The 24,355-nt window shown below is 64.7% G+C and carries 25 protein-coding genes and 1 tRNA gene; 10 read left to right on the forward strand and 16 right to left on the reverse strand.

Features of this window, described 5'->3' with window-relative positions; genetic code table 11:
* Positions 1-194 precede the first annotated feature (194 nt).
* Positions 195-1,640: an NAD-dependent succinate-semialdehyde dehydrogenase gene (locus tag C7450_RS24745; RefSeq protein ID WP_110377132.1), complete on the forward strand. Its 1,446-nt coding sequence runs from the start codon at positions 195-197 to the stop codon at positions 1,638-1,640.
* A 410-nt stretch (positions 1,641-2,050) separates the two neighbouring features.
* Here the strand turns inward: C7450_RS24745 and C7450_RS24750 are convergent, their stop codons facing one another.
* The gene (locus tag C7450_RS24750) at positions 2,051-2,959 is read right to left on the reverse strand and encodes a ribokinase (RefSeq protein WP_110377133.1); all 909 of its coding nucleotides are present in this window, start codon (positions 2,957-2,959) and stop codon (positions 2,051-2,053) included.
* Between the two features lie 166 nt (positions 2,960-3,125).
* A complete protein-coding gene (locus C7450_RS24755) occupies positions 3,126-4,361 on the reverse strand; it encodes a Gfo/Idh/MocA family protein (protein WP_110377220.1) in 1,236 nt (411 codons plus the stop codon).
* 271 nt (positions 4,362-4,632) lie between these two features.
* On the opposite strand from C7450_RS24755, the gene C7450_RS24760 reads away from it, so the two are divergent.
* Positions 4,633-5,850 carry an ROK family transcriptional regulator gene (locus C7450_RS24760; protein WP_110377134.1) on the forward strand — a complete coding sequence of 406 codons (1,218 nt, stop codon included), beginning with the start codon at positions 4,633-4,635 and terminating at the stop codon, positions 5,848-5,850.
* A gap of 29 nt (positions 5,851-5,879) precedes the next feature.
* On the opposite strand, the gene C7450_RS24765 is transcribed toward C7450_RS24760, so the two are convergent.
* On the reverse strand, positions 5,880-6,944 hold the full coding sequence (locus tag C7450_RS24765; RefSeq protein WP_110377135.1) for an AraC family transcriptional regulator: 1,065 nt from the start codon (positions 6,942-6,944) through the stop codon (positions 5,880-5,882).
* Positions 6,945-7,082: 138 nt separating this feature from the next.
* On the opposite strand from C7450_RS24765, the gene C7450_RS24770 reads away from it, so the two are divergent.
* A complete protein-coding gene (locus C7450_RS24770) occupies positions 7,083-8,570 on the forward strand; it encodes a DUF1254 domain-containing protein (protein ID WP_110377136.1) in 1,488 nt (495 codons plus the stop codon).
* A gap of 118 nt (positions 8,571-8,688) precedes the next feature.
* Here the strand turns inward: C7450_RS24770 and C7450_RS24775 are convergent, their stop codons facing one another.
* The 4 genes from C7450_RS24775 to C7450_RS33685 form a co-directional block, all read right to left on the reverse strand.
* Positions 8,689-9,123, reverse strand: a complete 435-nt coding sequence (locus tag C7450_RS24775; protein WP_110377137.1) for a hypothetical protein — start codon at positions 9,121-9,123, stop codon at positions 8,689-8,691.
* A gap of 617 nt (positions 9,124-9,740) precedes the next feature.
* Entirely contained in the window at positions 9,741-11,276 is a 1,536-nt protein-coding gene (locus tag C7450_RS24780; RefSeq protein ID WP_146227506.1) for an ATP-binding protein, read from the reverse strand.
* Positions 11,273-12,016, reverse strand: coding sequence for a response regulator (locus tag C7450_RS24785; protein ID WP_110377139.1), 744 nt, complete (start codon positions 12,014-12,016; stop codon positions 11,273-11,275). The genes C7450_RS24780 and C7450_RS24785 overlap by 4 nt, the downstream gene beginning before the upstream one ends.
* A gap of 66 nt (positions 12,017-12,082) precedes the next feature.
* Positions 12,083-12,310, reverse strand: coding sequence for a hypothetical protein (locus C7450_RS33685; RefSeq protein WP_146227523.1), 228 nt, complete (start codon positions 12,308-12,310; stop codon positions 12,083-12,085).
* Between the two features lie 87 nt (positions 12,311-12,397).
* Between C7450_RS33685 and C7450_RS24790 the strand changes: the two genes are divergently transcribed.
* Complete coding sequence (locus C7450_RS24790) at positions 12,398-12,607, forward strand: hypothetical protein (RefSeq protein WP_146227525.1); 210 nt, start codon at positions 12,398-12,400, stop codon at positions 12,605-12,607.
* Positions 12,608-12,756: 149 nt separating this feature from the next.
* On the opposite strand, the gene C7450_RS24795 is transcribed toward C7450_RS24790, so the two are convergent.
* Positions 12,757-12,999: a hypothetical protein gene (locus C7450_RS24795; protein ID WP_410369374.1), complete on the reverse strand. Its 243-nt coding sequence runs from the start codon at positions 12,997-12,999 to the stop codon at positions 12,757-12,759.
* A gap of 560 nt (positions 13,000-13,559) precedes the next feature.
* On the opposite strand from C7450_RS24795, the gene C7450_RS24800 reads away from it, so the two are divergent.
* Entirely contained in the window at positions 13,560-14,294 is a 735-nt protein-coding gene (locus tag C7450_RS24800; protein WP_110377142.1) for a TerC family protein, read from the forward strand.
* A 373-nt stretch (positions 14,295-14,667) separates the two neighbouring features.
* Here the strand turns inward: C7450_RS24800 and C7450_RS24805 are convergent, their stop codons facing one another.
* From C7450_RS24805 to C7450_RS24820, 4 genes are all read right to left on the reverse strand, one after another.
* Positions 14,668-15,120: an arsenate reductase ArsC gene (locus C7450_RS24805; RefSeq protein WP_110377143.1), complete on the reverse strand. Its 453-nt coding sequence runs from the start codon at positions 15,118-15,120 to the stop codon at positions 14,668-14,670.
* Positions 15,121-15,124: 4 nt separating this feature from the next.
* A complete protein-coding gene (locus C7450_RS24810; protein WP_245450108.1) occupies positions 15,125-15,577 on the reverse strand; it encodes a UPF0262 family protein in 453 nt (150 codons plus the stop codon).
* A 49-nt stretch (positions 15,578-15,626) separates the two neighbouring features.
* Positions 15,627-16,955, reverse strand: a complete 1,329-nt coding sequence (gene hisD, locus C7450_RS24815) for a histidinol dehydrogenase (RefSeq protein WP_110377145.1) — start codon at positions 16,953-16,955, stop codon at positions 15,627-15,629.
* A gap of 61 nt (positions 16,956-17,016) precedes the next feature.
* Complete coding sequence (locus tag C7450_RS24820) at positions 17,017-17,445, reverse strand: DUF2948 family protein (protein ID WP_110377146.1); 429 nt, start codon at positions 17,443-17,445, stop codon at positions 17,017-17,019.
* Between the two features lie 240 nt (positions 17,446-17,685).
* On the opposite strand from C7450_RS24820, the gene C7450_RS24825 reads away from it, so the two are divergent.
* Complete coding sequence (locus tag C7450_RS24825) at positions 17,686-18,060, forward strand: hypothetical protein (protein ID WP_110377147.1); 375 nt, start codon at positions 17,686-17,688, stop codon at positions 18,058-18,060.
* A gap of 111 nt (positions 18,061-18,171) precedes the next feature.
* Here the strand turns inward: C7450_RS24825 and murA are convergent, their stop codons facing one another.
* The 3 genes from murA to C7450_RS33690 are packed head-to-tail and all read right to left on the reverse strand — an operon-like array spanning position 18,172 to position 19,981.
* The gene (murA, locus tag C7450_RS24830) at positions 18,172-19,461 is read right to left on the reverse strand and encodes a UDP-N-acetylglucosamine 1-carboxyvinyltransferase (RefSeq protein ID WP_110377148.1); all 1,290 of its coding nucleotides are present in this window, start codon (positions 19,459-19,461) and stop codon (positions 18,172-18,174) included.
* Positions 19,462-19,467: 6 nt separating this feature from the next.
* Entirely contained in the window at positions 19,468-19,713 is a 246-nt protein-coding gene (locus C7450_RS24835; protein ID WP_110377149.1) for a hypothetical protein, read from the reverse strand.
* Positions 19,714-19,768: 55 nt separating this feature from the next.
* Complete coding sequence (locus C7450_RS33690; RefSeq protein WP_146227527.1) at positions 19,769-19,981, reverse strand: hypothetical protein; 213 nt, start codon at positions 19,979-19,981, stop codon at positions 19,769-19,771.
* Between the two features lie 121 nt (positions 19,982-20,102).
* On the opposite strand from C7450_RS33690, the gene hemA reads away from it, so the two are divergent.
* The 4 genes from hemA (at position 20,103) to C7450_RS24855 (ending at position 23,040) form a co-directional block, all read left to right on the forward strand.
* A complete protein-coding gene (gene hemA / locus C7450_RS24840) occupies positions 20,103-21,329 on the forward strand; it encodes a 5-aminolevulinate synthase (protein ID WP_110377221.1) in 1,227 nt (408 codons plus the stop codon).
* Positions 21,330-21,446: 117 nt separating this feature from the next.
* Positions 21,447-21,521: transfer RNA gene (locus C7450_RS24845), tRNA-Thr, on the forward strand.
* A gap of 191 nt (positions 21,522-21,712) precedes the next feature.
* Entirely contained in the window at positions 21,713-21,994 is a 282-nt protein-coding gene (locus tag C7450_RS24850) for a hypothetical protein (protein WP_110377150.1), read from the forward strand.
* 62 nt (positions 21,995-22,056) lie between these two features.
* Positions 22,057-23,040 carry a zinc-dependent alcohol dehydrogenase family protein gene (locus C7450_RS24855; protein WP_110377151.1) on the forward strand — a complete coding sequence of 328 codons (984 nt, stop codon included), beginning with the start codon at positions 22,057-22,059 and terminating at the stop codon, positions 23,038-23,040.
* Here C7450_RS24855 and C7450_RS24860 read toward each other — a convergent pair.
* Positions 23,037-24,281 carry an adenylate/guanylate cyclase domain-containing protein gene (locus tag C7450_RS24860; RefSeq protein WP_110377152.1) on the reverse strand — a complete coding sequence of 415 codons (1,245 nt, stop codon included), beginning with the start codon at positions 24,279-24,281 and terminating at the stop codon, positions 23,037-23,039. The two genes, C7450_RS24855 and C7450_RS24860, sit on opposite strands and share 4 nt — an antisense overlap.
* Positions 24,282-24,355 lie beyond the last annotated feature (74 nt).

Consider the following 24,355-nt stretch of genomic DNA (forward strand, 5'->3'; position numbering starts at 1 on the left):
GCGCCTCGATTGATCATCGACCTCCATTGATCATCGACCTCTGCCAATCCATCTGATGTGCATTGCGCGAAAAGACATGGCTCGCTGCGCATGAAGGGTTTATCACAACGCCGGACGGTATATTTCGCATAGCCTGTCGGGCTCAGGCCCGGTTGCGGGCCACGACACGGACCTGATCCCTGGAGTATCTAACGATGACCACACCCGCTTATCCCGAGGTTCAGCTCTTCATTGACGGCTCCTGGACACCGGGAACGGAAGGGCAAAGCCTGCAGGTGCTCAATCCCGCCACGGGTGAGGCCATCGGCAGCTTCGCCAAGGCCGACAAAGTGGACCTCGACCGGGCGCTGAAGGCGGCCCAGAAGGGTTTCGAGACCTGGCGCAAGGTCTCGGCTTTAGAGCGCTCGAAGCTGCTTCGCCGCGCCGCCGACATCCTGCGCGAACGCGCGGATGCCATCGCGCCGCTGCTGACGATGGAGCAAGGCAAGCCGCTCCCCGAGGCCAAGGGTGAACTGATGACCTCGGCGGATGTCATCGACTGGGCCGCTGAGGAAGGCCGCCGCACCTACGGCCGCATCATTCCGGGCCGCGCGCCGGGCGTGCAGCAACTCGCCATCAAGGAACCGGTCGGCCCCGTCGCCGCTTTCACGCCGTGGAATTTCCCGGTCAGCCAGGTAGCCCGCAAGATTGCCGCCGGCCTTGCTGCCGGCTGTTCCTTCATCGTGAAGGCCGCGGAAGACACCCCCGCCTCACCGGCCGAACTCATCCGCGTCTTCGCCGATGCCGGCCTGCCGGCGGGCGTCATCAACCTGGTCTATGGCGATCCGGCAGAAATCTCGTCCTATCTCATCGCCCATCCCGTCATCCGCAAGGTGTCCTTCACCGGCTCCGTCCCGGTCGGCAAGCATCTCGCCGCGCTCGCGGGCACGCATATGAAGCGGGCCACCATGGAACTCGGCGGCCATGCTCCGGTCGTGGTGTTCGACGACGCCAATGTCGCCGAGGCCGGCAAGATCATGGCCGGCTCCAAGTTCCGCAACGCCGGCCAGGTCTGCATCTCGCCCACGCGCTTCTACGTGCAGGACGGTGCCTATGACGAATTCCTGGACACCTTCGTCGCCAGCGCCAAGGCGGTGAAGGTGGGCGACGGGCTCGATCCGTCGACGACCATGGGCCCGCTCGTCAGCGAACGCCGCCGCCTCGCGGTGGAAGAGCTGATCAACGACGCCGTGCAGAACGGCGCGACGCTCGTCACCGGCGGCAAGCGTGTCGGCAACACCGGCAACTTCCTGGAGCCGACCGTGCTCACGGACGTGACACCGTCCATGCGCATCATGAATGAGGAGCCCTTCGGCCCGGTCGCCCTGTTCTCGCGCTTCTCGGATTTCGGCGCCCTCGTGCCCGAAGTGAACCGCCTGCCCTTCGGCCTCGCCGGCTATGCCTTCACGCGCTCCAGCGAGCGCATGGCAGCGGTGTCGGATGCCATGGAAACCGGCATGATCACCATCAACCATCTCGGCCTCGCCCTGCCGGAAGTGCCCTTCGGCGGCGTCAAGGATTCCGGCTATGGCTCTGAGGGCGGCATCGAGGCGGTGGAAGCTTACCTCAACACCAAGTTCGTGAGCCAGGTCGGCCGCTGAACCCTTGTACCGAACTGAACCGGACCCAAAGTCCGGCCAGAGGTCAGGGCCTGACGTCATCACGTTGGTTGCGATCTTCAGGCTCGGTTGCTCTCATCCGTCGCGCTGATCCCTCCCCTTCAGGGGAGGGTGGCGCCGCAGGCGCCGGGTGGGGTCCAGCCTGTGGCGAACCCGGCAAAAGCAGACGACAATTGCCACCTGGAGCAAATCCGACTTGGATTGAATCAGCCGATTCAATCCAAGTCGATGATTTTGCTCGTCAATTTATGAGCGGAGCAAGTCCGCAACAGACGGACCCTCTAGTCAGCAGCGTATGACTCTCGGCCTCGCAGCCCCACCCAACCTCGCTGACGCGAGGCCACCCTCCCCTTCAGGGAGGGATGCGCCAAACCTTCGCGATCGATTGGCCTCTAAACCAGCTCCTGCTTGTCGAGAAATGCATCGACCGCAGCGCGGGTCGGCAGGCTCGGCTGTGCTCCCTGCTTGAGGCAGGCGAGCGCACCGGCGGCGCATCCCTGGCGCACGGCGATCTCCAGCCTCAGGCCGGCATCGAGCGCCGCCACGAAGGCGCCCACGAAGGCGTCACCCGCCCCGGTCGTATCGACGGGATCGACAGGAAAACCCGGGCAACGCGCCGCCTGCCCTTCCACTTGGGCCATCGCCCCCTGGGCCCCCAGCGTCACGACGACGCCGAGGCCGAGATCAGCGGCCAATGTCTCGACCACATCACTCGCTCCGCCGTGCACCCCGGAGCGCTGGGCGACCTGGCGCAGTTCCTCCTCGTTCACGATCAGGATATCGACGAGGGACAACAGCCGCGCGGAAACCGGCCGCGCTGGCGCCAGGTTGAAGATGCGCGTGAGTCCGCGCCCCTTGGCCCATACCAGCGCCTTTTCGGTCTCGGTCATCGAGACCTCGCCCTGGACGATCAGGCTGTCGCCCGGCCCGGCGACGACGTCCTCCAGGGCGGAGGCCCTCACATGCGCATTGGCCCCGGGTGACAGCACGATCTGGTTCTCGCCCGCCGCATCGACAGTGATGAAAGCCGTGCCGCTCACACCATCCACGGTCACCACACGGTCGAGATGGACGCCATCCGCATGCAGATGCGCCAATGCGAGATCCGCGAAGCTATCCGTCCCGACCGCGCCGATGAAGGCGACCTCGGCTCCCATGCGCCGGGCCGCGAGCGCCTGGTTCGCGCCCTTGCCGCCCGCCGCCACCACATGGTCGGCCCCGGCAATGGTCTCGCCGGGATGGGGAAAGCGCTCGACCTTGCTGACGAGATCGATGTTCACCGAGCCAAAGACGACGATCATGGGCGCTCCCTGAAAGCTTGAACGCGGACCAACGGATATCCGCGCCGCCTGCCGCGATTCGCCGGGAGTGTGGCACGGATTGCTGGGATGGACGAGGAGGCCTGCCTGTCCGCGCTCTGCGCCAGCGCGACCTTGCTCGGAAACTTCCCTTTGGCTCAGGCTGCCCCTATCCCCTTGCCACCACCGGCACGTAGTCCTCGAGCGCAGGATCCGGCAATTCGACGGTGCGGCCGAGTTCGGAGGAGCGGTAGAGCGCCATCAGCATCTCGACCACCGCGACGCCGTCGCGGAAGGTCTCGAAAGGCATGACGCCGCGGCGGAAGCAGTCGACGAAATAGCGGTTCTCCAGCGTATAGCCGTAGATGCCGGCCTCGTCGTCGAGCACGGGCATCAGGCCCTGCTCGGCGTTCTGCTTCTCGACGAGATCCTCGCCGGCATCGCCCTCCACGGCGCGCGAGAGGAACACCTTGAGCCCGGTGTTCAGTGAGGAGAACTCCATCGCATATTCCGGACCGAGCAATTCGAGCGTGATGCGCAGCCCCGGCCCAACATAGGCCCAGGAGGTGGTCGCTTCCACCATGGCGGTTTCGCCATCGGGGCCAGCGAAGGTGAGGATCCCCCGCGCGAAGTCCTCCGCGGGGCGATTGACGTAGTCCACCCCGGGCATGGCCGCGGCAAGTTTCGCCGCATAGCCGGGCCGGGTCCATTTGAGATTGGCGACGGTCGCATTGACCGAGACGAGCTTGAGCGCATCGCGCGGCTCATCGGGCGCCGTCAGGAGGAAACGCCCCACCTCGACGCTGTGGCACATCATGTCAGAGAGCACGCCGCCGCCCTGCTTCTCGCCCTGCCAGAACCAGGGCTCGTGCGGACCGGCGTGTTCCTCCGCCGCGCGCGCGAGATAAGGTCGCCCGGTCGCCGGCACGGCACGCCGCCAGATGATGTCGCGGCCGCGCTGCACGGCGGTGGAGAACAACTGGTTCTCGAGATAGCCGTGGATGAGCCCCGCATCCTCGGCCAACGCCAGCATCTCCCGCGCCTCCCGCAGCGTCCGGGCGAGCGGCTTCTCGCAGGCAACCGCCCGCAGCGGCGCGCGCCCCTCCTTCACCGCGGCATGGATGGCACGCATGGTCGCAAGCCGCGTATGATTCGGCGTGGTGATCCATACCGCGTCGATCGCGCCCGAGGCGAGCATCGCCTCCAGGCTGTCGAAGGCCTCGCAAGGCCCGAGATCGAGGCTTTCCGCCAGCGCGGCGAAGCTCTCGCGGCGCGTGGCGCGCGGGCTGTAGACGCCAGCAACGACCACGTTGCGCACACCCGTCAGCGCCTGCAGATGAAAGCGCGCAATGAAGCCGGAGCCGATGAAACCGATTCGCAGCGTGGGAATGACGGAAAGGTTCATGCCGGTTTCCTCGGGAAGGCGCATTTCAGCGGCGTTTATTGCCAGCCCCCTATCCCGACGCTTCAGGACAGCGAAGCCGAGTTACGTCGGAGACGGATCGAGCTCCTGCTATCTTTGTAAAGCTCCCTGACGAATGCAACCGAAACTTGCGTGTTTCAGCCGCATCGCGGCCATATCCCCGCGACATGGCCGGCGAGTTGACGCGCGGTCGCCGGTAATTTAGTCAACCTCCCAGACATTATGGATCCGGCTCATTGCTCGCGAGGTCGTCTTGGCAACCGACGCACCGTCCACGCCTGTCGCCAGGCAGATCTCGCTGCGCACCGTCATTCAGGCCTTGCTCGATGAAGGGCCGATCTCGCGCGCGCAGATCGCCAAGATCACCGGCCTGTCGAAACAGACCATATCCGAAGTGGTGCGCGAACTGGAGGACGACGGCTGGCTGCGCGAGCGCGGACGCACGCAGGGTGTGCTCGGGCGCAGCGCCGTGACCTACGAGATCAACAACAGGGCGGCCTTCGTCCTCGGCATGGATCTCGGCGGCACCAAGCTCCGCATGGCAGTCGCCGATCTCGCCGGCGCCGTGCTGGCGGAAGAAGAAGTGCCGACCGATCTGCGCGGCGGGCTTCATGTGGTGGAGCAGATCGCCGCCCTCGCCCGCCGTCTTGCCGCGCGGGCGGGCGTGCCCGCCGCAGGCCTGCGCTTCGGCGTGATGGGCACGCCCGGTGTGGTCGATCCCGAGAGCGGCGCCATCCATGTGGCGCCGAATATCCCGGGGGTCGATCGCATCGACGTGGCGGGCGCCTTGCGTGAGCGCCTTGGCATCACCATCGCCATCGAGAATGACGTCAATCTCGCCGTGAAGGGCGAACAATGGCAGGGCCACGGCGCGGGTGCGGGCACCTTCGCCTTCATCGCGCTCGGCACCGGCATCGGCATGGGCATCGTCGCCGACGGCAAGCTGCTGCGTGGCGCCCGCGGAGCCGCCGGCGAAATCGCCTATCTGCCCATCGGCGGCGACCCCTATGATCCCAGGGGCTTCATGCTCGGAACGCTGGAAACCGCCGTCGGCAGCAAGGGTATTGCCGATCGCTACCGCGACTATGGCGGCACCGCCGGCACAACCGTGCGGGAGATCTTCACGGCCCTCGAGGCGGGGGACGCGATCGCCGCCGTAACGATCGACGAAACGGCCCGGCTGATCGCGCCGGCCTTGATCGCCGTACAGGCGCTGATAGACCCGGAAGTCATCGTTCTCGGCGGCAGTATCGGCGTCAGGACCGAGCTGTTCGAGCGCATCCGCCATCACCTCGCCCGTTGCGGGCACGTTCCGCCGCGGCTCGCCATCAGCCGGATCGGCAACCGCGCCGCGCTGATCGGCGCCATCGGTGCCGCCCTGACAGACCTGCACAACAGTTTGTTCGGGCTCGACGTGAAGCCGGGTGATCTGTCCCTGCCGACTGTCGGCGGCGCGGACGGCGATCCCTAGCGCCTATGTGTCCCGCTACGTCAGAAACGTCAGGCCTGCAGCGGCGGCGGGGGTCTGTTTTGCCTGCGCCATTCTGTCGGAGATACTCCGGACCATTGCTTGAAGGCCCGCGAGAACGCGCTGGCCTCGGAATAATCAAGAGCGGCGGTGACGCCGCTCATGGGCATGGAGGTATTGCGGAGCAGATGCCGCGCAACCTCAAAGCGCATCTCGTCCGACAGCTTCGTGAACGTCGTCCCTTCGGCTGCTAGGTGGCGCGACAGGGTCTTGCGCGTCATATGCAGACCAAGGCGTACGTCATCAAGGGAACCGCGCCGGGTGAGAAGCACCGTCCGCAGGAGGCGTCGGACCTGCTCAGAGAGAGTGCCGCCGTCCTCACGCTCCAGGAGGTCGATCTGCTCCTTGAGCATGGCCCGCAGCGCGGGATCAGCGTTGGGTAAGGGCGTGTCCAGCCAGAATCCGGAGAAGACAAGGGCGCTATATTCGGCCTCGAAGCGGACCGGCGCATCGAAGAATCGCTCGTACCGTGTTGTGGATGCAGACTTCGGTCGCGCCAGCCAAACCTCGGTCGGCGTCCAGCGCGGACCGCAAAGAGCCTTCATCATGTTGCGCCCGATCGCGATCGCGCCATCGTAAACTTGCGCCGCGCCGGGTGCATCGCCGTCGTAGATCACATAACCGAGGCTCACCACATCCTTGCTGCGGTTGAGAAAGGTGAACGCGCCGCGGTCGCTGTGACGGAGGTAGCGGACGAGATCGGCAAGCGCGCTCCCGACATCGGGAGCCTGCTGCAGCAGGAAGCCGACAAGCCCGAGTGATGAAGGACCGGTCGTCTCGCAGATCAAAAGACCGAGATCGTCGCGGCCTGTTTCGCGTACGCACCGGCTCAGGAAACGGCAAAAATGGTCATAGGGCATGGTGTTGTCGGGGTGCCCAAAGATATCGGGGTGCACCCCTTCCTCGCGACAGAGCACCTCACTTGAAAACCCGAGTCTTTCCAGCACCGCGGGCAATGTGATGGACGTCCCGATCCGGATATAGCCGGGGGGGACAATATGACCCAGACCTGCCCGATAAAGCGGCGTTTCCGACATGGATGGTACTCAGCCCAGTATGGGCCACAAGGTCAAATTTACGTCCCGCTTTGTCAAGCATCTGGCAGCCGATCTGAGATTGATGAGCGCTGTAGAGCATGCCCCGAAGAGTGAAACGAGGGCACCAGGGAGACTTCCATGTTGTGTCGTATTGAACGCGGTGTTGGTGGACCATTTCAGATTCTGGCTGCGACCATCGCCCTGACGGCAGGGGTCGGATTTTCCCATACGGTGAAAGCCGCGGACGTCGCCCTTACTCCGGAAGAGGCGCGGGCCATAGGTGTGGACGCCTACACCTATTTCTATTCGCTGATTACCATGGACGTGACGCGGCTGCAGTCCACCAACATGGAAGCCGGCAAGGAACTCGGCAAAGGGCCGATGAACACGTTCGTGAACATCGGCGAGTATCCCCCCGCCAATTTCCGTGGCGTCGTCAGGCCCAACTTTGACACGCTGTATTCGAGCGCGTGGCTCGATCTCCTCAAGGAGCCCGTCGTCATCTCGGTCCCGGACACAGGCGGGCGCTATTATCTGTTGCCCATGCTCGACATGTGGACCGACGTGTTTGCGTCGCCGGGCTGGCGCACCACCGGGACCGCGGAAGGCCATTTCCTCGTGGCGCCCCAGGATTGGCGGCCCGATCTCCGGGATCGCTTCGTCGAAGAATTCAAGCTGCCGGCAGGCACCCAGCGCATTGATTCGCCGACCCCTTATGTCTGGGTGATCGGACGGACCAAGACGGACGGACCAGCGGACTATGATGCGGTCCACAAGATCCAGGCCGGCTTCAAGATCACGCCCTTGTCCCAATGGGGCCGTGAGCCGCAACCCGTCAAGGTCAACATCGACCCGAGCGTCGACATGAAGACACCGCCTAAGATACAGGTCGATACGATGTCGGCTGAACGCTTCTTCAGCTACGCCGCCGAGCTGATGAAGGTGCAGAGGCCGCATATCACTGACGAGCCGATGATCGCCAATCTCAAGAAGATCGGCATCGTCCCCGGCAAGAGCTTCGACATGGCGAGTCTGGACCCCGCCATGCGCAAGGCATTGGAGGCGGTGCCGGCCCAGGCGAGGGCGCTGATGGACTGGAAGCTCAAAAGCCTCGCGACCGTCGTCAATGGATGGTCGATGAATACCAACACGATGGGCGTCTATGGAAACTACTATCTGAAGCGGGCCATCGTCACCCAACTCGGACTCGGGGCCAATCTGCCGGAAGATGCGATCTATCCGATCAATCTCGGCGATTCCACGGGAGCACCGCTCACGGGGGCCGATCGCTATGTGCTCCACTTCGACAAGGAGGACATACCGCCGGTCAATGCCTTCTGGTCGGTCACCCTCTATGACAACGAGGGCTTCCAGGTCGCCAACACGATGAACCGCTTTGCCCTCAGCAGTTGGATGCCGCTGGTTTACAACCCGGACGGCTCCCTCGATCTCTACTTCCAGAACGACAACCCCGGGCCTGGTAAAGAGAACAATTGGCTCCCCGCGCCGAAGGGACCGTTCAACCTGACCATGCGTCTCTACGCACCCAAGCCGGCCGCCCTGACCGGGCGGTGGAATCCACCGGCGGTGACGAAGGCTGGCATCCAGCCGGTTGGCGCCCAATAAATCCTGACGTAAGCGGAAACGGAAAAGGCCACCCTGGTCCGCCCGGGGTGGCCTTCGCATTCTTCGCATGGCTATGCGGTCGAGAGACCAAGGCCGTCCCCGGTCCGCTGAGCCTGCCTCAGCTTTCCGAGCGCGGCTGCTGTTGAGGGGCGGGCCCCGGCGTGGGTGTTTCCATGCTGCGGCCCACGGGGCGCATCGGATGCCCGGGCTGGCGCGGATCGTTCTTGGCGACGGAATGCGCCATGTTCATCACATCGCGGCGAATGCTCTCGAGCAGGTCCTGGCCCCAGCCGGTATCGCCAAAGCCGATATGCTTCAAAGCTTCCTTTATCACGTCGATCTTGGCCGACACCTCAAAGGTGTTGCGGGCCTCGATGCTACCGATGGAACGCTCAACGGTACGCAGTTCGCGCAGCAGGTCATCGCGCAGCGACTTCTGATCGTCGGCGTTGATCAGCGGGGACGCAAGCATGCCGCGCAACGCAGCCCAACGCAGGCCGAGAGCCGCGACGCTGCTCGATTGGTCCTCGGAATTTGGCGGAACATTGGTCATGGTTACGCTCCCACGAGGGTACGATCTACTGGAAGGAATTCGGCGACGGCGGGACACCGGCACCAAGGCGATGGAATGTCCGCTGACAGCGAATCGGGACGAAACTGAGATAGTCGCAAGGCCATAACATGTCATCGGACATCGCGACGATCACTCGTCTTGATGGCGCATATGCCTTGTCCTTAGAGCATCACGGCCGAAAGTGTAAGCACCTTGGGCAACATCCGGCGCCCTGCGGGCCTGTGCCCCCTCTCCGGAGGAGGTTATCCCCACTCACCCACACGGCGTTTTGCCCAAACGGCCTTCTGCCTACGCCGCGCCCCGGATTTTACCGCGCAGGGACCAGCCCGCACCGGCGCCTGGTCATCGCGTGCCTGCGGAGCTTGCGTGGAAACATAGAACGCACAACGGGCAGCCACAACAGACTATCGCCCCGCTCGAATCCTATCCGGAACAAAAACGCGGGATGGCTGATTGTCGATAACGAGACACGACGAAAGGTGGCAGAAATGCGTGGTATCATTCTCTGGATTCTAGGCGTCCCCGTATCCGTCATTATCCTCTTGTACCTTTTCAACTTCCTTTGATCTGGTACAAGGCTGGGGTAAAGCTGTGGATTAGCGCGGCAGCGTCACGGAAACTCTCAGTCCGACGGGGACCTGGCCGGGGTTCCGGGGTTCGAGAACGATGTTGCCCCCATGTCCGCTGATGATGTCGCGGGCAATTGTCAGCCCAAGTCCGGTGCCCCCCGTCTCCCGACTCCGCGACGTCTCCAGCCGCTGGAACGGGGCGAACGCCCGTTCGACGTCCTCCGGTGCGATGCCCGGCCCATTGTCCTCGATCAGCACTTTCATCGTCTTCGGCGCCACAACGAGGCTGACGGTCACGGCCCCACCATATTTGACACCGTTGCGGATGATATTGGCCAGCGCACGACGCATGGCCACAGGCTGGCAACGGCCCGTGGCGTGGTCCGGCCCGACATACCGGGCCTCCCCTCCGTCGTCCGTGACGTCATCGCAGAGACTGATCAAGAGCGAGGCGATATCGACGGGGCGATGATCCTCGCGCTTGGCCTCCTCGCTGGCGAAGGTCAGCGTCGCCTCGACCATGGTTTCCATCTCGGCGATATCTGACATCACCTGCCGACGCTGCGCCGGGTCGTCGAGATACTCGGCCACCAGGCGCAGCCGCGTCAGCGGCGTGCGCAGGTCATGGGAGATGGCGGCCAGAAGCATCGTGCGCTCGTCGACGAAACGCTTCAGGCGCACCTGCATATCGTTGAAGGCCCGTGCAATGGCGGCGAATTCGCGGATCGGCGGTGGCTCGATCGGTGTCATGGCCCGCTCCCGGCCGAGCCGTTCCGCCGCGGTGGCAAGCCGGCGGAGGGGCTTCAGCATGCTGCGCGCCATCCACACCGAGAGCACGGCAATGATGACAAGGCTCAAGACGAACAGCGCGAGCGTGCGAAGTCGGTTCCACTCGAAGAAGCGGTTTCGGAACGAGCCCTCCTTCGGCTGCACCGTGAACCAGTTGCGGCCGGCATCGCTCTCCAGCGGCAAGCCGATCACAAAGCTTGGTGGCAGCACCGTGTCACGCGCAACGGCCATATTGGGCGATGCCGGCAGGGCGTCGGCACCTGGGGGAATCACGCTGATCGACGGGGGGCCAAAGCCGCCACCTTCGCTGTCGGGCGGGTCCAGCGTGAGGATAACCGGGAGAGCCTTGCCGTCGAGCCCCGCGCGCAGCAACAGGAGCAGCCGATCAAAGGGCCACCGCGCCTCCTGTTCGAAGGGCTGCCCCTGCGGCGGGGGCGGTCGGGCGCCGCCAAACCAGTCCCAGGGTTGCCAGAGGGACAAAGGCGGCGGCGGCGGCGCCGGAGGACGATCGTCGACGGAAAATTGCAGCCATTGCGCCGTTGGCAAGGCCTCAAGCGCCGCAACGCGGGCTTCGGGCCGCGTCCGCCGCGCAAGGTCATAGGCCTCGATCGCGGCATCGGCAATCCAGCCGGCCTGGAAGAGGGTGAGGTGGGGACGGGGCACGAGCAGAAACGCCACGATATTGACGATCTGCACGGCCGCGAGCGTCAGCGTGACCGCTATACCGATACGCGTCGCCAGACTGGTCGCTGACAGCCGGCGCCACAAGCTCACGGACCGTCGCCCCGCATGACCGCGCTGGTGAAGATATAGCCACCGCTGCGGACGGTCTTGATGAGCTGTGGATCCTGCGGATCGACCTCGATCTTGCGGCGCAGACGGCTGATCTGCACATCGATGCTGCGATCGAACAGTTGTCCGACCCGCCCATGGGCGAGATCGAGCAGTTGGTCGCGGCTCAAGACACGCTCCGGATGCTCGACAAAGGCCAAAAGCAGGTCGAACTCACCTGATGTGAGGTCCGTCAGCACACCCTCGGGCGAATGCAGGGTGCGATGCGAGGCATCAAGCCGCCAGCCGGAAAAGGTAAAGCCGCCGCGACCGGGTCCCTGGGCGTCGCTGACCGGGCCGGCGCCCTGCATGCGCCGCAAAATGGCGCGGATACGGGCCAGCAGTTCGCGTGGATTGAAAGGCTTGCTGACGTAATCGTCAGCGCCAAGCTCCAGGCCGACGATGCGATCCGCATCGTGATTCATCGCCGTCAGGAGAACGATGGGCACCGCATTGTCCGCACGCAGCCGTCGGCAGAGGGAGAGACCGTCCTCGCCCGGCATCATGATGTCGAGAACAATGATGTCAAAACGCCCGCCGGCGAGCGCCGCGAACATGCGCTCGCCGTTCGCGGCCTCGGTGGTGCGCAGGCCATGATCGGCCAGAAAGCGCACCAGCATTCCACGAATCTGCGGGTCGTCATCAACGATCAATACATGGGGCTGGGCAGCGGTCGCCGACATGCGCCATGCTCCTTCGCGCTGTAGATCAGGCGGTACGCGCTTCTTAAGAGATACGCAAACGCAGCATCAAGCGGATTTCTGTAACGCTTCGTTACAAACCGAAACTTCCATGTCATCGCCCATGGCCTTGCAGCCGCTACACAGGTCCTGCTCGGGCTCTATGCCGGAGATGCCGTGAAAACTCCCCAGTTGCAACGCATTTCCGGAACAGGGCGCTCGGGAGAGCCCGCCCGCATCTTCCGAGACCGAGCGCCAGTTTTCCAGCCCGTTACGGGCATGAGGCGTCTCGATCACATGTCATTTGTTTTCAGCCTTTGCACAAAATCGACGGTATCGCCCAACATCGACCGCTCCTGGCCGTCTCTCAAACGGAAATCGGCCATGATCGGGGGCTGGGCCTGTGCCATTGCCGCTGGTGTGATCCTGTGGGGCGGTCTCGCCGTGCTGTTCGGTGCGCGTGATGGTCGCATGGTGACCCTCGCCAGCGATTGCGCCGTCACAAGCTATCGCGATCCGGTGACCGGACGGGTCCAAACGGCAAGATCATCGGCGAGCAGACTGGAAAAGCGGCTCGTCTGCGGTACCAGATAGGACGTCTCCAAGACAAAGCGTCCCGCGGTCTCCCGTCCGGCTTGCGACTCGCAGCTTGCGCGTGAGCCAAGGTCGACCAAAGTAGCCCGCGTCCGTTTGACAGATCGGCCACAGGCAAGTGCCCGATCGCCAGATGCCTCATCCCGATGTCAGCGCCGCAACCGCCGGCCGTTGGCGCGCACCTTGCGCCGCAATTTGCTGACCACATGTTCAGCCGCACCGCCGGTCGCGATCGTGGCGGCAACTTCGACGAAGGCCGTGACTTTCTCGTCGACCATCCGGTTCACTTCCGCCTCCGCAACCGGGCCGCCACCCGCCAACCGCAGCATTCGCAAAGCGATGACTTCCTGGGCCTCGAAACTCAGGAGCGTCACGTCACGTGATAGCCGCATCCACGCTTGCCACATGATTCAACCTTCATAACCCGCAGGGGAAAAGTCCGGGCCGAGCCTACGCCGGCCGAAGCCGGACGGGCGGGACATAGGTGGCCAAAAATGGAAACAGACCAGGACAGGAGCCGTCAGGCGTCCCTTCACGATCGTCGACAGTCGAGGGGGCGAGCTTCCGTTCAATATCGTCAATGACCTACCGCAACACCAAGGCCAACAGAAGCGTCGACTCAGCTTGCTTCGGCCAACGATAACGCCGAATCACTAAAAAATATCCACGACGCGACCCTCATATTCCAAAAACGCATGGCAAGGACAATGAAAATGCCGACCCATGCACCAGGTGCCGCACTCACGGGCTCCAGCCCACGCACGCACACCGAAGGTTGGGCCGCATCGGTCAACGCAGCATAAAGAGATCGCGGCGGCTTGGGCGCTTGACCGTTTGACGCATGACTGATGTGCTCCAGGCACCGCCGTGAGCGCCATCAGTCGTGTATAGACTGGTGCCGGCAGTTCCGAAGACATCATCGCCACCGGCCATCCGATCGAGTTAAGTCCTAATGCCCTTCGACCCGCAAATCCTGCTGCAGATCCTGCAAATCGCTTGGATCGACCTGCTTCTGTCAGGCGACAATGCCGTCGTCATCGCATTGGCCTGCCGCTCATTGCCCGCACGGCAGAAGCGAGTGGGTATCTTTCTCGGTGCGGGCACGGCGGTATGCCTGCGAATCATCTTCGCGCTGATCATCAGCTACCTGCTGGAATTACCTTTCCTGCGCGTCGCGGGCAGCCTGCTTCTCCTGTGGATTGCCGTAAAGCTCGCGGTGGGCGAGGAGAGCAGCGACCACAACATTCGGGAAAGCACCAGCCTGTGGCAGGCCGTGCGCACCATCGCCATTGCGGACGCCGTCATGAGCCTGGACAATGTGGTCGCCATTTCGGCTGCGGCCCACGGCAATCCGTGGCTTTTCATCTTCGGCCTGATCCTGTCGATCCCGCTGATCATGGTCGGATCCACGCTGATCATGGCCCTGCTCGAGCGTTTTCCCATCTTCGTCTGGGCCGGCGCTCTGCTGCTCGGCTGGATCGCAGGCGAAATGCTGGTCTCCGACCCCTTGGTGGTGGCGCAACTGAATTCTTTGGGTACGGCGCTTGCCTTCCCGGACGCAGCCCACGACGGGGCACTCATGCCGGTCGCGCGCGTGCTCTATGCGGCCGCCGCCGTCGGCGCCTTGTTCGTACTGGCAGCGGCCGGCCTGGTAAAATGGTCGCGCAGCCGGGAAAAGGAAGCCTAGCTTCAATCGACATTCTGCGTTTCAGCTGTCATGGCCGGGCTTGTCGTTGAAGTCGGGCTTGCCGACTTCAACGTGTCCAACGCGAAACTCGGCAACAGCCGAGTTCCGTTGCCATCCCGATTTATGGAAGCGCCTTTCCGATCGGGATCACCGGAACTCGGCTGTTGCCGGGTTCCTGATCACAAGCCGAAATTCGGATAAATCCGATTTCGGGGTCAAGCCCGATGATGACAAGGGTAACACGTGCAGCAATTCTTGAATGTCGATTGAAGCTTAGGCAAGTCCGCCTGTTGCGGATTGGCTTCGCTCAAAAATAGACGAGAAAATTCATCGGCTTGGATGGGATCAGACATCCATTCAAGTCGGACCCGCTCTAGCTCGGGCCCGAGAAGCGCTGAAGGATGCGCTGGGTCAGCTGGTCACGGACACTGCGATAGGCGTCGAGCCTCTGGTCCCGCGTTCCTTCCGCAGCCGTAGGATCATGGGTCGGCCAGTATTCCACGTCGAAGGCCTGCGTTCGCGTCAGTTCAAGCGACTGGTGATGCGCCTCCGGCGAGAGCGTCACGATCAGGTCGAAACTGAGATCAGCAAGGTCATCCAGCGACTGGGGGACGTGATCGCCGATCGCCACCCCGATCTCGTCCATGACCGCCACGGCGAAGGGATCGAGGTCATCGGGCCGCACACCACAGGACGTGACATAGATCGCGCGGCCGAAGAAATGGCGGGCGATGCCCGCCGCCATGGGCGAGCGCACCGCATTATGGGCGCACATGAACAGAACCGCCCTGACCTCGCGAGCCCCGGCAGGCGACGGCTCCGCCATTGGCTCACCCCTTCCAGTGCAGCGCAAAAATCAGGGTGAACAGGCGCCTGGCCGTGTCGAAATCGACCTCGACCTTGCCGTTGAGACGCTCACGCAGAAGCTCGGAGGCTTCGTCGTGCAAGCCTCGGCGGCCCATGTCGATCGCCTCGATTTGCGAGGGGGTCGCGCTGCGAATGGCCGCGTAGTAGCTGTCGCAAATGAGTTTGTAGTCCTTGATCACCCGGCGAAACGGCGTGAGGGACAGGACATGCACGATAACCGCATCGCCGCTCTCGCGGCGGATATCCAGCGCGAGCTTCTTCTCCACGAGCGAGATGTTGAGGCAATAGGGGCCGCCATCGTCACCCGGCACGGCGAAGGAATTGGCCTCGAGGATATCCCAGATGGCGACTGCGCGCTCGTGCTCCTGATCCGGGTTGCCCCGGCCGATCGAGACTTCATCAAGCGTGACGGACATGAGGCGGCGGCGATGCTTGGCGTCTCCCAACCCTCTTCTCCTGTCACAATTATCGATTGAGCCGGATGCTGACTGAACGCGCGTGAGCGTCAAGTCCCTCTGCCCGGCCGAGGGCAATCGCCGCCGGACCGAGCGCCGCGAGGCTGTCGGGCGTGCAGTGAAGGATAGACGTCCGCTTCATGAAGTCGAGGACCCCGAGGCCGGATGAGAAGCGTGCCGAACGCGCGGTCGGCAAGACATGGTTCGAGCCGCCGACATAGTCACCGATCGCTTCCGGCGTATGGCCGCCGAGGAAGATCGCGCCGGCATTGCGGATGCGCCGCGCGAGCGCGTCAGCATCGGCCGCGACGATCTCGAGATGCTCCGGCGCGAGCCGATCGACCAGCGGGATGGCCTCGGCCAGCGACGCCACATGGATGATGGCCCCAAAATTCCGCCAGCTGGCACCGGCGATCTCCCGGCGCGGCAGGGTCTTGAGCTGCCCCGCGACCGCGGCTTTCACCGCGGTTGCCAACGCGCGGTCGTCGGTGACGAGGATGGACTGGGCTGCCGTGTCGTGCTCGGCCTGGGCGAGGAGGTCAGCGGCGATCCATTCCGGATTGGCCGACCCGTCCGCCAGCACCAGGACCTCGGAAGGCCCCGCGATCATGTCGATGCCCACGCGTCCGAAGACGCGCCGCTTGGCGGCCGCCACATAGGCATTGCCGGGCCCGACGATCTTATCCACGGGGCGGATCGTATCCGTGCCGTAGGCGAGCGCCGCCACCGCCTGCGCGCCGCCGATCCGGTAGACCTCGTCCACGCCCGCAAGCCGCGCGGCCGCGAAGACGAGCGGATTGACCGCGCCGTCGGGGGTCGGCACGGCCATCACGATGCGCGCGACGCCGGCGACCTTGGCGGGCACGGCGTTCATCAGCACCGACGACGGATAGCTCGCGGTGCCGCCCGGCACATAGATCCCGACGGCCGCAACCGCCGTCCAGCGCCAGCCCAGTGTCACGCCCAGCGCATCGGTGAACCGCTCGTCCTTGGGCAACTGGCGGCTGTGATACGCCTCGATCCGGTCACGCGCCGTCTTGAGCGCCGCCAGCGTTTCGCCGTCGCAGGCGCCCGCCGCCGCGTCGAGCTCGCCCTCGCTCACCCGCAAGGTCTCCGGCGTCAGGTCGAGCCGGTCGAACTGACGCGAAAAATCGATCACCGCCTGATCGCCGCCGGCGACGACGGCCTGCACAATGCGGGCGACGGCCTGGTCGACCTCCTCCGAGACCTCGCGCTTCATCGCGAGAAGAGCAGCGAAGCGGGCGGGAAAATCCGTCGCGGCACTGTCGAGCTCCAGCGGTCCGATGCCGGAGGGTGAATTGTCTGGCGCGTTGGTCATACGTCTCTTGCTACATTCTCGGGCGTGGGACTGGTGCGAGGAACAGGGATGCGCGCCGCTATCAGGGCACGTCGTGTTTGGGGCGGGCCGGCGCTTCCCACTCCGGGCCAAGGTCTTTCAACTGCGCCTCGATACACTCGACGCGCAGCTCGATGGCGGCCCCGCCTGAGAACAACAGCATCACGAGACCGGACGGCGCGTCGGTCTCGATGAAATCGATGGCGAGCAGGTTCAGGACCTCGCCATTGCGCGCCGGATCGATCTTGTTGCGGCGAACCCGTTCGACCTGGTTGAAATGCAGGGCAGCCAGCCGCCGCCGGGGCTTGTCTTCGGCCGGCGCCTCCCACTCGAAGCGGTGGACAGCCATCGCAAAGCAGCGCCTTTGCGGCAGATAGGTCAGATCCTCCACACGCAGCAGCGCATCCTGCAGATGTGCCGAGATGACGGACAAATCTTCACGGTCGAGGGCAACCAGCTTGATCTCGTCCATATTCGGTCCCCATGCGTCTCAGAAATTACCAAAAATTGACGCACTCATGGTTTGTTATCCCCGGGTGGGGGCCGACGCAACAGATGCGGCGGCTCGGGGGTCGATGAAACATTCCCTGGCATTAGGCGTTGAGACCACAACTCAATCTGTGCAGGTCGTGCCATCGGCTCTGCAGCGCTGACGATCGGCCCGCGTTGCAGCCTGCCTTGACGCGGCTGGACGCGGGGTTTGGAGGAAACAATGTCTTTTCGCCTTTTTCTGTCGCTGTTCGCGCTGCTGGTGGCAGGCTGGATGGCTGTGCCCCAGACAGCGCTGGCCCAGTATGCCCCTCCCGGCTATGGACGCGACTATTATGATGACCGTGGCCCGCCTCGCTATGATCCCCGCGAGGAAAGGCGGCGCGAAGAATGGCGGCGCCAGCAGGAGTGGGAGCGCCGCAACGAGCGTCGGGGCGACTGGGACGGCCGCCGCGGCGGCTGGGACGATCGCCGGGGCCCCCGCGGGGGCCGCTATTGCGTAACCTCGCGCGGAAGCTGCCCGGCCGTCGGTCCGTCCGGCGGGGCATGCCGCTGCGAAATCCCGGGCTTCGGGCGCAAGCGCGGCATCATCCAGTAAGCCGGCGCCAACCAACGCACCTCAATCGGGCCGCCGCTGACACCAGCGGCGGCTTTTTATCGCCGGTCGCCGGCCTGCCGTCCGCGACCTGCGCTGGGGCAGGCCGTCCGCTCAGCCGGAGATGCGCTCGATGCGGGCGCCGCAGCGCCCAAGCTTGTTCTCGAGTGCTTCGAAGCCGCGATCGAGGTGATAGACGCGGTTGACCATTGTCTCGCCCTCGGCGGCCAGGGCCGCGATGACGAGCGAGACGGAGGCGCGCAGGTCGGTCGCCATGACGGGCGCGCCCTTGAGGCGCTCGACGCCGTCGACATAAGCGACATCGCCATCGAGGCGAATCCGGGCGCCGAGGCGAGCCAGCTCCTGCACATGCATGAAGCGGTTCTCGAAGATGGTCTCGCGAATGCGGGACGTGCCGTTGGCCCGGGTCATCAGCGCCATGAGCTGCGCCTGCAGATCCGTGGGGAAACCCGGGAACGGCTCCGTCGTCACGTCGACGCTCGCAAGCCCCGCGCCGTTGCGCTTCACGCGGATTCCCGCGTTGCTGGCACTGATCTCCGCGCCGGCCTCAACCAACACGTCGAGCGCCGACTGCAGGAGGTCGGGCTCGGCGCCTTCCAGCAGAACATCGCCCCCGGTCATGGCAACGGCCATCGCATAGGTGCCGGTCTCGATACGGTCCGGCAGCACGGAATGCTCCGCGCCGCCGAGGCTGGTCACGCCCTCCACGACGATGCGCGTGGTGCCGGCGCCCGTGATACGCGCCCCCATCTTGGCCAGGCAAAGGGCGAGGTCTGTCACCTCCGGCTCGCAGGCCGCGTTCTCGATCACCGTGGTGCCCTCGGCCAGAACTGCCGCCATCAGCGCCGTATGCGTCCCGCCGACGGTCACCTTGGGGAAGACGATCTCTGCCCCCCGCAATCCCTTTGGCGCCCGGGCCTGCACGTAGCCCGCATCGATCTCGATCTCCGCACCGAGCCGCTCCAGCGCCATGAGCAGAAGGTCGACGGGCCGCGTGCCGATGGCGCAGCCACCCGGAAGGGACACACGCGCCTCGCCCATGCGGGCAACGAGCGGGCCAAGCACCCAGAAACTCGCCCGCATGCGCGAGACGAGCTCGTAGGGGGCGAAAGTGTCAATGATGCTGCTCGCCTTGAGGCGGATTGTCTGCCCCGTCTCGGCGGTCTGCCCCTGGCGCTTGCCGGCAATGCTGTGGTCCACGCCATGATTGCCGAGGATGCGCAGGAGCAGGCCGACATCCGCCAGACGCGGGACGTTGTGCAGTTCCAGCGTCTCATCCGTGAGGAGAGAAGCGATCATGAGGGGCAGGGCCGCATTCTTGGCCCCGGATATGGGCAGCGTACCAAAAAGCGGCTCGCCCCCCACGATGCGAATTCGATCCATCGATAATCAGTCCTCTTTCACTGGATGCTGGCCGCCCGCCCCGTGGAAATGCGTTGCAGGATCATCATGCGGTCCCGGGGCCGGCGTGCCCTGGCTGCCGGTCCCCGCCATTGGCGAATCGGATCCCTCATGGAAACCCTGGCCCGACACCGCGACCTTGCGCGCCCGGCCCTGCGCCTTGCGGCGCTTCAGGTTGTCCCGCAAGGCAGCCGCCAGCCGCGCCTGCCGGCTATCCGTCTCACTTTTCGCCATGGCGGTCCGTGATCAAGCCATTCATTCACACCGTCACTTCAGCAGCCGCGCCCGTTCATCGATGCAACGCGCAGTTCACAATCAAAAAGCGATAGACATCTCCGGCCCGGGCCACAAGTGCCAAGGCGCCCTGCCCTGAACTCAGGGTCAGCAAATCCTTGCAGCGAATACCCTGCGGACGCGGTTTCGGTGTTACGCCAAAGGCTTCGCACATCCCGTTCAGATTTATCGCCTGCGGCGTCTCGACGTCTTGTCTGATACGCGCCAATATGGAATTCCTCAAAATGTGACAGGCGCAGCTCGCCATAGCGGTTGGGCTTATCCTGTCGCCTTGACGCAGGGTAGGACCGCGATTGCGTGCGATCAGGCCCCGCCGGATGGGACGCCGCATGATCTACGACCACTTTTTCCGCTCCGCCGTCGACACGCTGCACGATGAGCGTCGCTATCGGGTTTTCACGACTTTGGAGCGCGACGTCGAACGATTTCCCCGGGCAATCTGGCATTCGTCGGATGGACCGCGCGACGTGGTGGTGTGGTGCACCAACGACTATCTCGGCATGAGCCGTCACCCGGTCACGATCGAGGCGGCCATGCGCACGGCGCAGCGCATGGGGGTCGGCGCCGGCGGCACGCGCAACATCGCCGGCACAAGCCTGCCGATCGTCGAGCTTGAGAAATCGCTGGCGCGCATCCATGGCAAGGAGAAGGCGCTTGTCTTCACCTCCGGCTATGTCTCCAACGAGACGGGTATCGCGACAATCGCGCAGCTTCTGCCCAACTGCCTCATTCTCTCCGATGCGCAGAACCACAATTCGATGATCGAGGGCGTGCGCCGCTCCGGCGCCGAAAAGGTCATCTTCCGGCACAACGACCTCGCCCATCTCGAAGATCTCCTGGCCGCCGCCGAGCCGGCCCGGCCCAAGCTTATCGTGTTCGAAAGTGTCTATTCGATGGACGGCGACGTCGCGCCGATCCATGCCATCTGCGATCTCGCCGAGCGTTATGGCGCGATGACCTATATCGACGAGGTCCACGCGGCGGGCCTCTATGGCGCGTCAGGCGGCGGCTATGCGGAGGAAGTCGGGGCGCTCGAGCGCCTCGACGTGATCGAGGCGACGCTCGCCAAGGGCTTCGGCTGCATCGGCGGCTATCTCGCCGCAAGCGACCTCATCATCGATGCGATTCGCTCGAATGCGCACGGCTTCATCTTCACCACCGCCCTGCCGCCGGCCATTGCCGCTGCCGCCCATGCCGCTGTGGAACATCTGGCGACAAGCAGCGAGGAACGCCGCAGGCATCGCACCCAGGTTGCGCGCACCAAGGCCGTCCTCAATGCCGCCGGGCTGCCGGTGAAGTTGAACCCGACGCATATCGTGCCCGTCATTGTCGGCGACCCCGAACTGACGAAGCGCGCCAGCGACATGCTGCTCATGGAGCACGGCATCTATGTGCAGCCCATCAACTATCCCACGGTGCCACGCGGCACCGAGCGGCTGCGCATCACGCCAACACCTTTCCACAGCGACGATCTCATCGACGGGCTCGCCGACGGGCTGGTCGCGGTGTGGCAGAAACTCGGCCTGCCCCTCAAGCCGCAGGCCGCGGCGGCGTGAGGCTGTCAACAGGCGTGGAAGAACGCATTTAGTGGCATCTGTGTGCTTGCGCGGGCGAATGCCTTGTGGCAGTGTCCGCGCGATTTCAGGCAGGCACGCGCCGCCGGACGTCGATTGGCTGCCGTAGCTCAGTGGTAGAGCACTCCCTTGGTAAGGGAGAGGTCGAGAGTTCAATCCTCTCTGGCAGCACCATCCCTTCCCTTCGCCAGACCGCCGGTACAGTCCAGACGCTACCCCCTCACGGGCGTGCGCCGGATGTGGTGTGCTTAGCTTCGCCCGAATCGCGGGGCTTGTCTTTACGATTGCGCCGCACGCAGGTTTGACCGACAAATCCGGCAGGTTCATCATGGGAGAGAATCCCCCATCAGCCGGTCATTCCCGCCATGTCCATCCAACCCGAGACATTCCTGCGCGGGCGAGCCCTGGCCGAGGCCCTGCGCGCGCCCGATGTCGATCATCGCGCCGCGATCGAGGCGTTCGTCGAACCCTTCGAAGAGACGGATGGCCTGCTCGCCGCGACGTCGGTGGTCATGTCGCTCGCCGATGCCTTCGTCGGCACGCCGCGCGGCCTCGCGGAGGATGCCGTGCGCGGCTTAGTCGATGCCGCCATCGCCGCCGGCTACAACGCGGAATACAAGGCGCGTATGATGGAAGGCCGCATGTGACATCACATGTGACATCACGCAGGAGGTCACGCGGGGTGACCGGAGGCTGTTAGGGACCGGCGATGTTTGCAATGCAGCTCAGGGCGTTGGGAACGCCGCTCGTCTGGACCGAACTGCCGGACAGGGAACCCGGTCCCGGGGAGATCCGCGTCAAGGTCGCCGCCTGCGGCGTCTGCCGAACCGACCTTCACGTGGTCGACGGCGACCTGCCCTCGCCGAAATTGCCCATCATCCCGGGCCACGAGATCGTCGGCCGCGTCGATGCGCTTGGCGCCGGCGTCACCGATCTCACCATCGGCGAGCGTGTCGGCGTTCCCTGGCTTGGGCATACCTGCGGGACATGTCCTTATTGCGCGAGCGGCCATGAAAACCTCTGCGACGCGCCGCTGTTCACCGGCTACACCCGTGACGGCGGCTTCGCGACCGCCTCCATCGCGGACAGCCGCTATGCGTTTCCGCTCGGGGAGGACGGCGACGACGTCGCGCTCGCGCCGCTTCTCTGCGCGGGGCTCATCGGCTGGCGCGCGCTCGCGATGGCAGGAGACGGCAAGCGCCTTGGCCTCTACGGCTTCGGCGCCGCCGCGCATATCATCGCGCAGGTGGCCGCCTGGCAGGGCCGCACCGTCTATGCCTTTACCCGGCCCGGAGACGTCGCGACCCAGGCCTTCGCCAAGACAATCGGCGCCATCTGGGCGGGAGGATCGGACGAAATGCCGCCTGACCTGCTCGATGCCGCCCTGATTTTCGCCCCGGTCGGCGCCCTTGTCCCGGCCGCGCTGAAAGCCGTCCGCAAAGGCGGCCGCGTCGTCTGCGCCGGCATTCACATGAGCGATATCCCGAGCTTCCCCTATAGCCTCCTGTGGGAGGAACGGCAGATCGTCTCGGTGGCAAACCTCACGCGCCAGGACGGGCTCGACTTCCTGAAGATCGCCCCGCAGGCCGGGATCACCACGACCACAAGCCGCTATCGCCTGGCCGACGCCAATCAGGCGCTCGATGATCTGCGCGCCGGCCGGTTCGAAGGCGCGGCGGTCCTGGTGCCCTAAACAGCGTCCGGCGTCGGCGGCTCGGCGCGCGGCGCGACGGTATGGAGTACGACGGCCTTCTCAACACCTTTCAGGACGACCGGCGAACGCGGATGGAACGCGAACGCGTCCGGCCGAGCGGCCATGACGGCGTCCCGGGTATCCGGACAGACCAGCATCTGCCCCGGTGTGGACGGATCGACCTGCGCGACGATGCGCGCAGCCAGATTGACCGTGGCGCCGAAGATGTCCCCGTCTCGCGGGACCACCGGGCCCGTGGCCAGCCCGGTGCGAACCGGCGGCAACCCGTCCACGGCACCGCGGTCTGCTATGGCAAAACAGGCTTCCAGCGCCGGGATGGCCTCTGGAAAGAGCAGCATCACCCCATCCCCGAGGGCTTTGACAAGCCGCCCGCCATGCCGGGAAACCGCGTCCTGGGCGAGGGCCTCGAGGCGCGACGCATAGTCGGCTGCGTGCTCGTCACCCATCGCCTGGGTCAATGCCGTAAAGCCCGCAAGGTCGATGAAGGCGACCGTGGGCGGCCTGCGGTTGAGCGCTTCACCGAGGCCCGCCTCGCAGAGGACCTCCTGCACGCGCATGACGACATTGTCGAAGACGGCCTCCTCCAGCATGCGCCGCTGGAGCAGGAAAAGCGCGCGGAACCCCAGCCGCTGCAACTGCAGCCGCATCTCCGCGCCGCGCACCAACATGTCGCGGCGCGAGACGCCGGAAGCCAGCATGCGCTCCTCGACTTCGCCGCGAAACAGATCCCGCATCGTCTCGACGCTGCGCCGCACGGATTGGCCGAAAATCCGCAGGACGCGCGCAAGGGCATCATCACCGAGACCAAAGGCCCGCGCGGCGGCGATCAGCGACATCAATTCGATATCGTCCTCACGCAACGGCTGATCCGGCCGCAAGGCCGGCAGGCCGATCGCACTGCGCAATCGCGCGGCGATCCCGGCGTCGAGACCGAGCGACGCCAACAGGTCTTCGCTCCCCCTCGCCGACAGGGAAATGGGCTCGAACATCAGCTGGCCGGCGAAATCCAGGGATAGCAAATCATCCGCGATCGCTGCAGCCAGCACCGTGGTGTCCAGGCCTGCCTCGCGAAGCGCCAGCGCAAGGCGCACCCGGCTGGCATCAGCCGTCGCAAAGGATCCATCCGATGGGGACAGGATGCCCAGCGCAACGAAGTCGGCAATGTCACTGACGTCGCAACCTGCCAGTTGAGCGAGTTCGATCGTCGTGACGGTCGCCATGCAACCCTTACTCCATCGCGGTTCGACGGCGTCACACTAGAGCAAATCCGGCTTGGATTGAATCAGCATTGGAT

This window comes from Chelatococcus asaccharovorans, from assembly GCF_003201475.1.
GTDB classification, from domain to species: Bacteria; Pseudomonadota; Alphaproteobacteria; order Rhizobiales; family Beijerinckiaceae; genus Chelatococcus; species Chelatococcus asaccharovorans.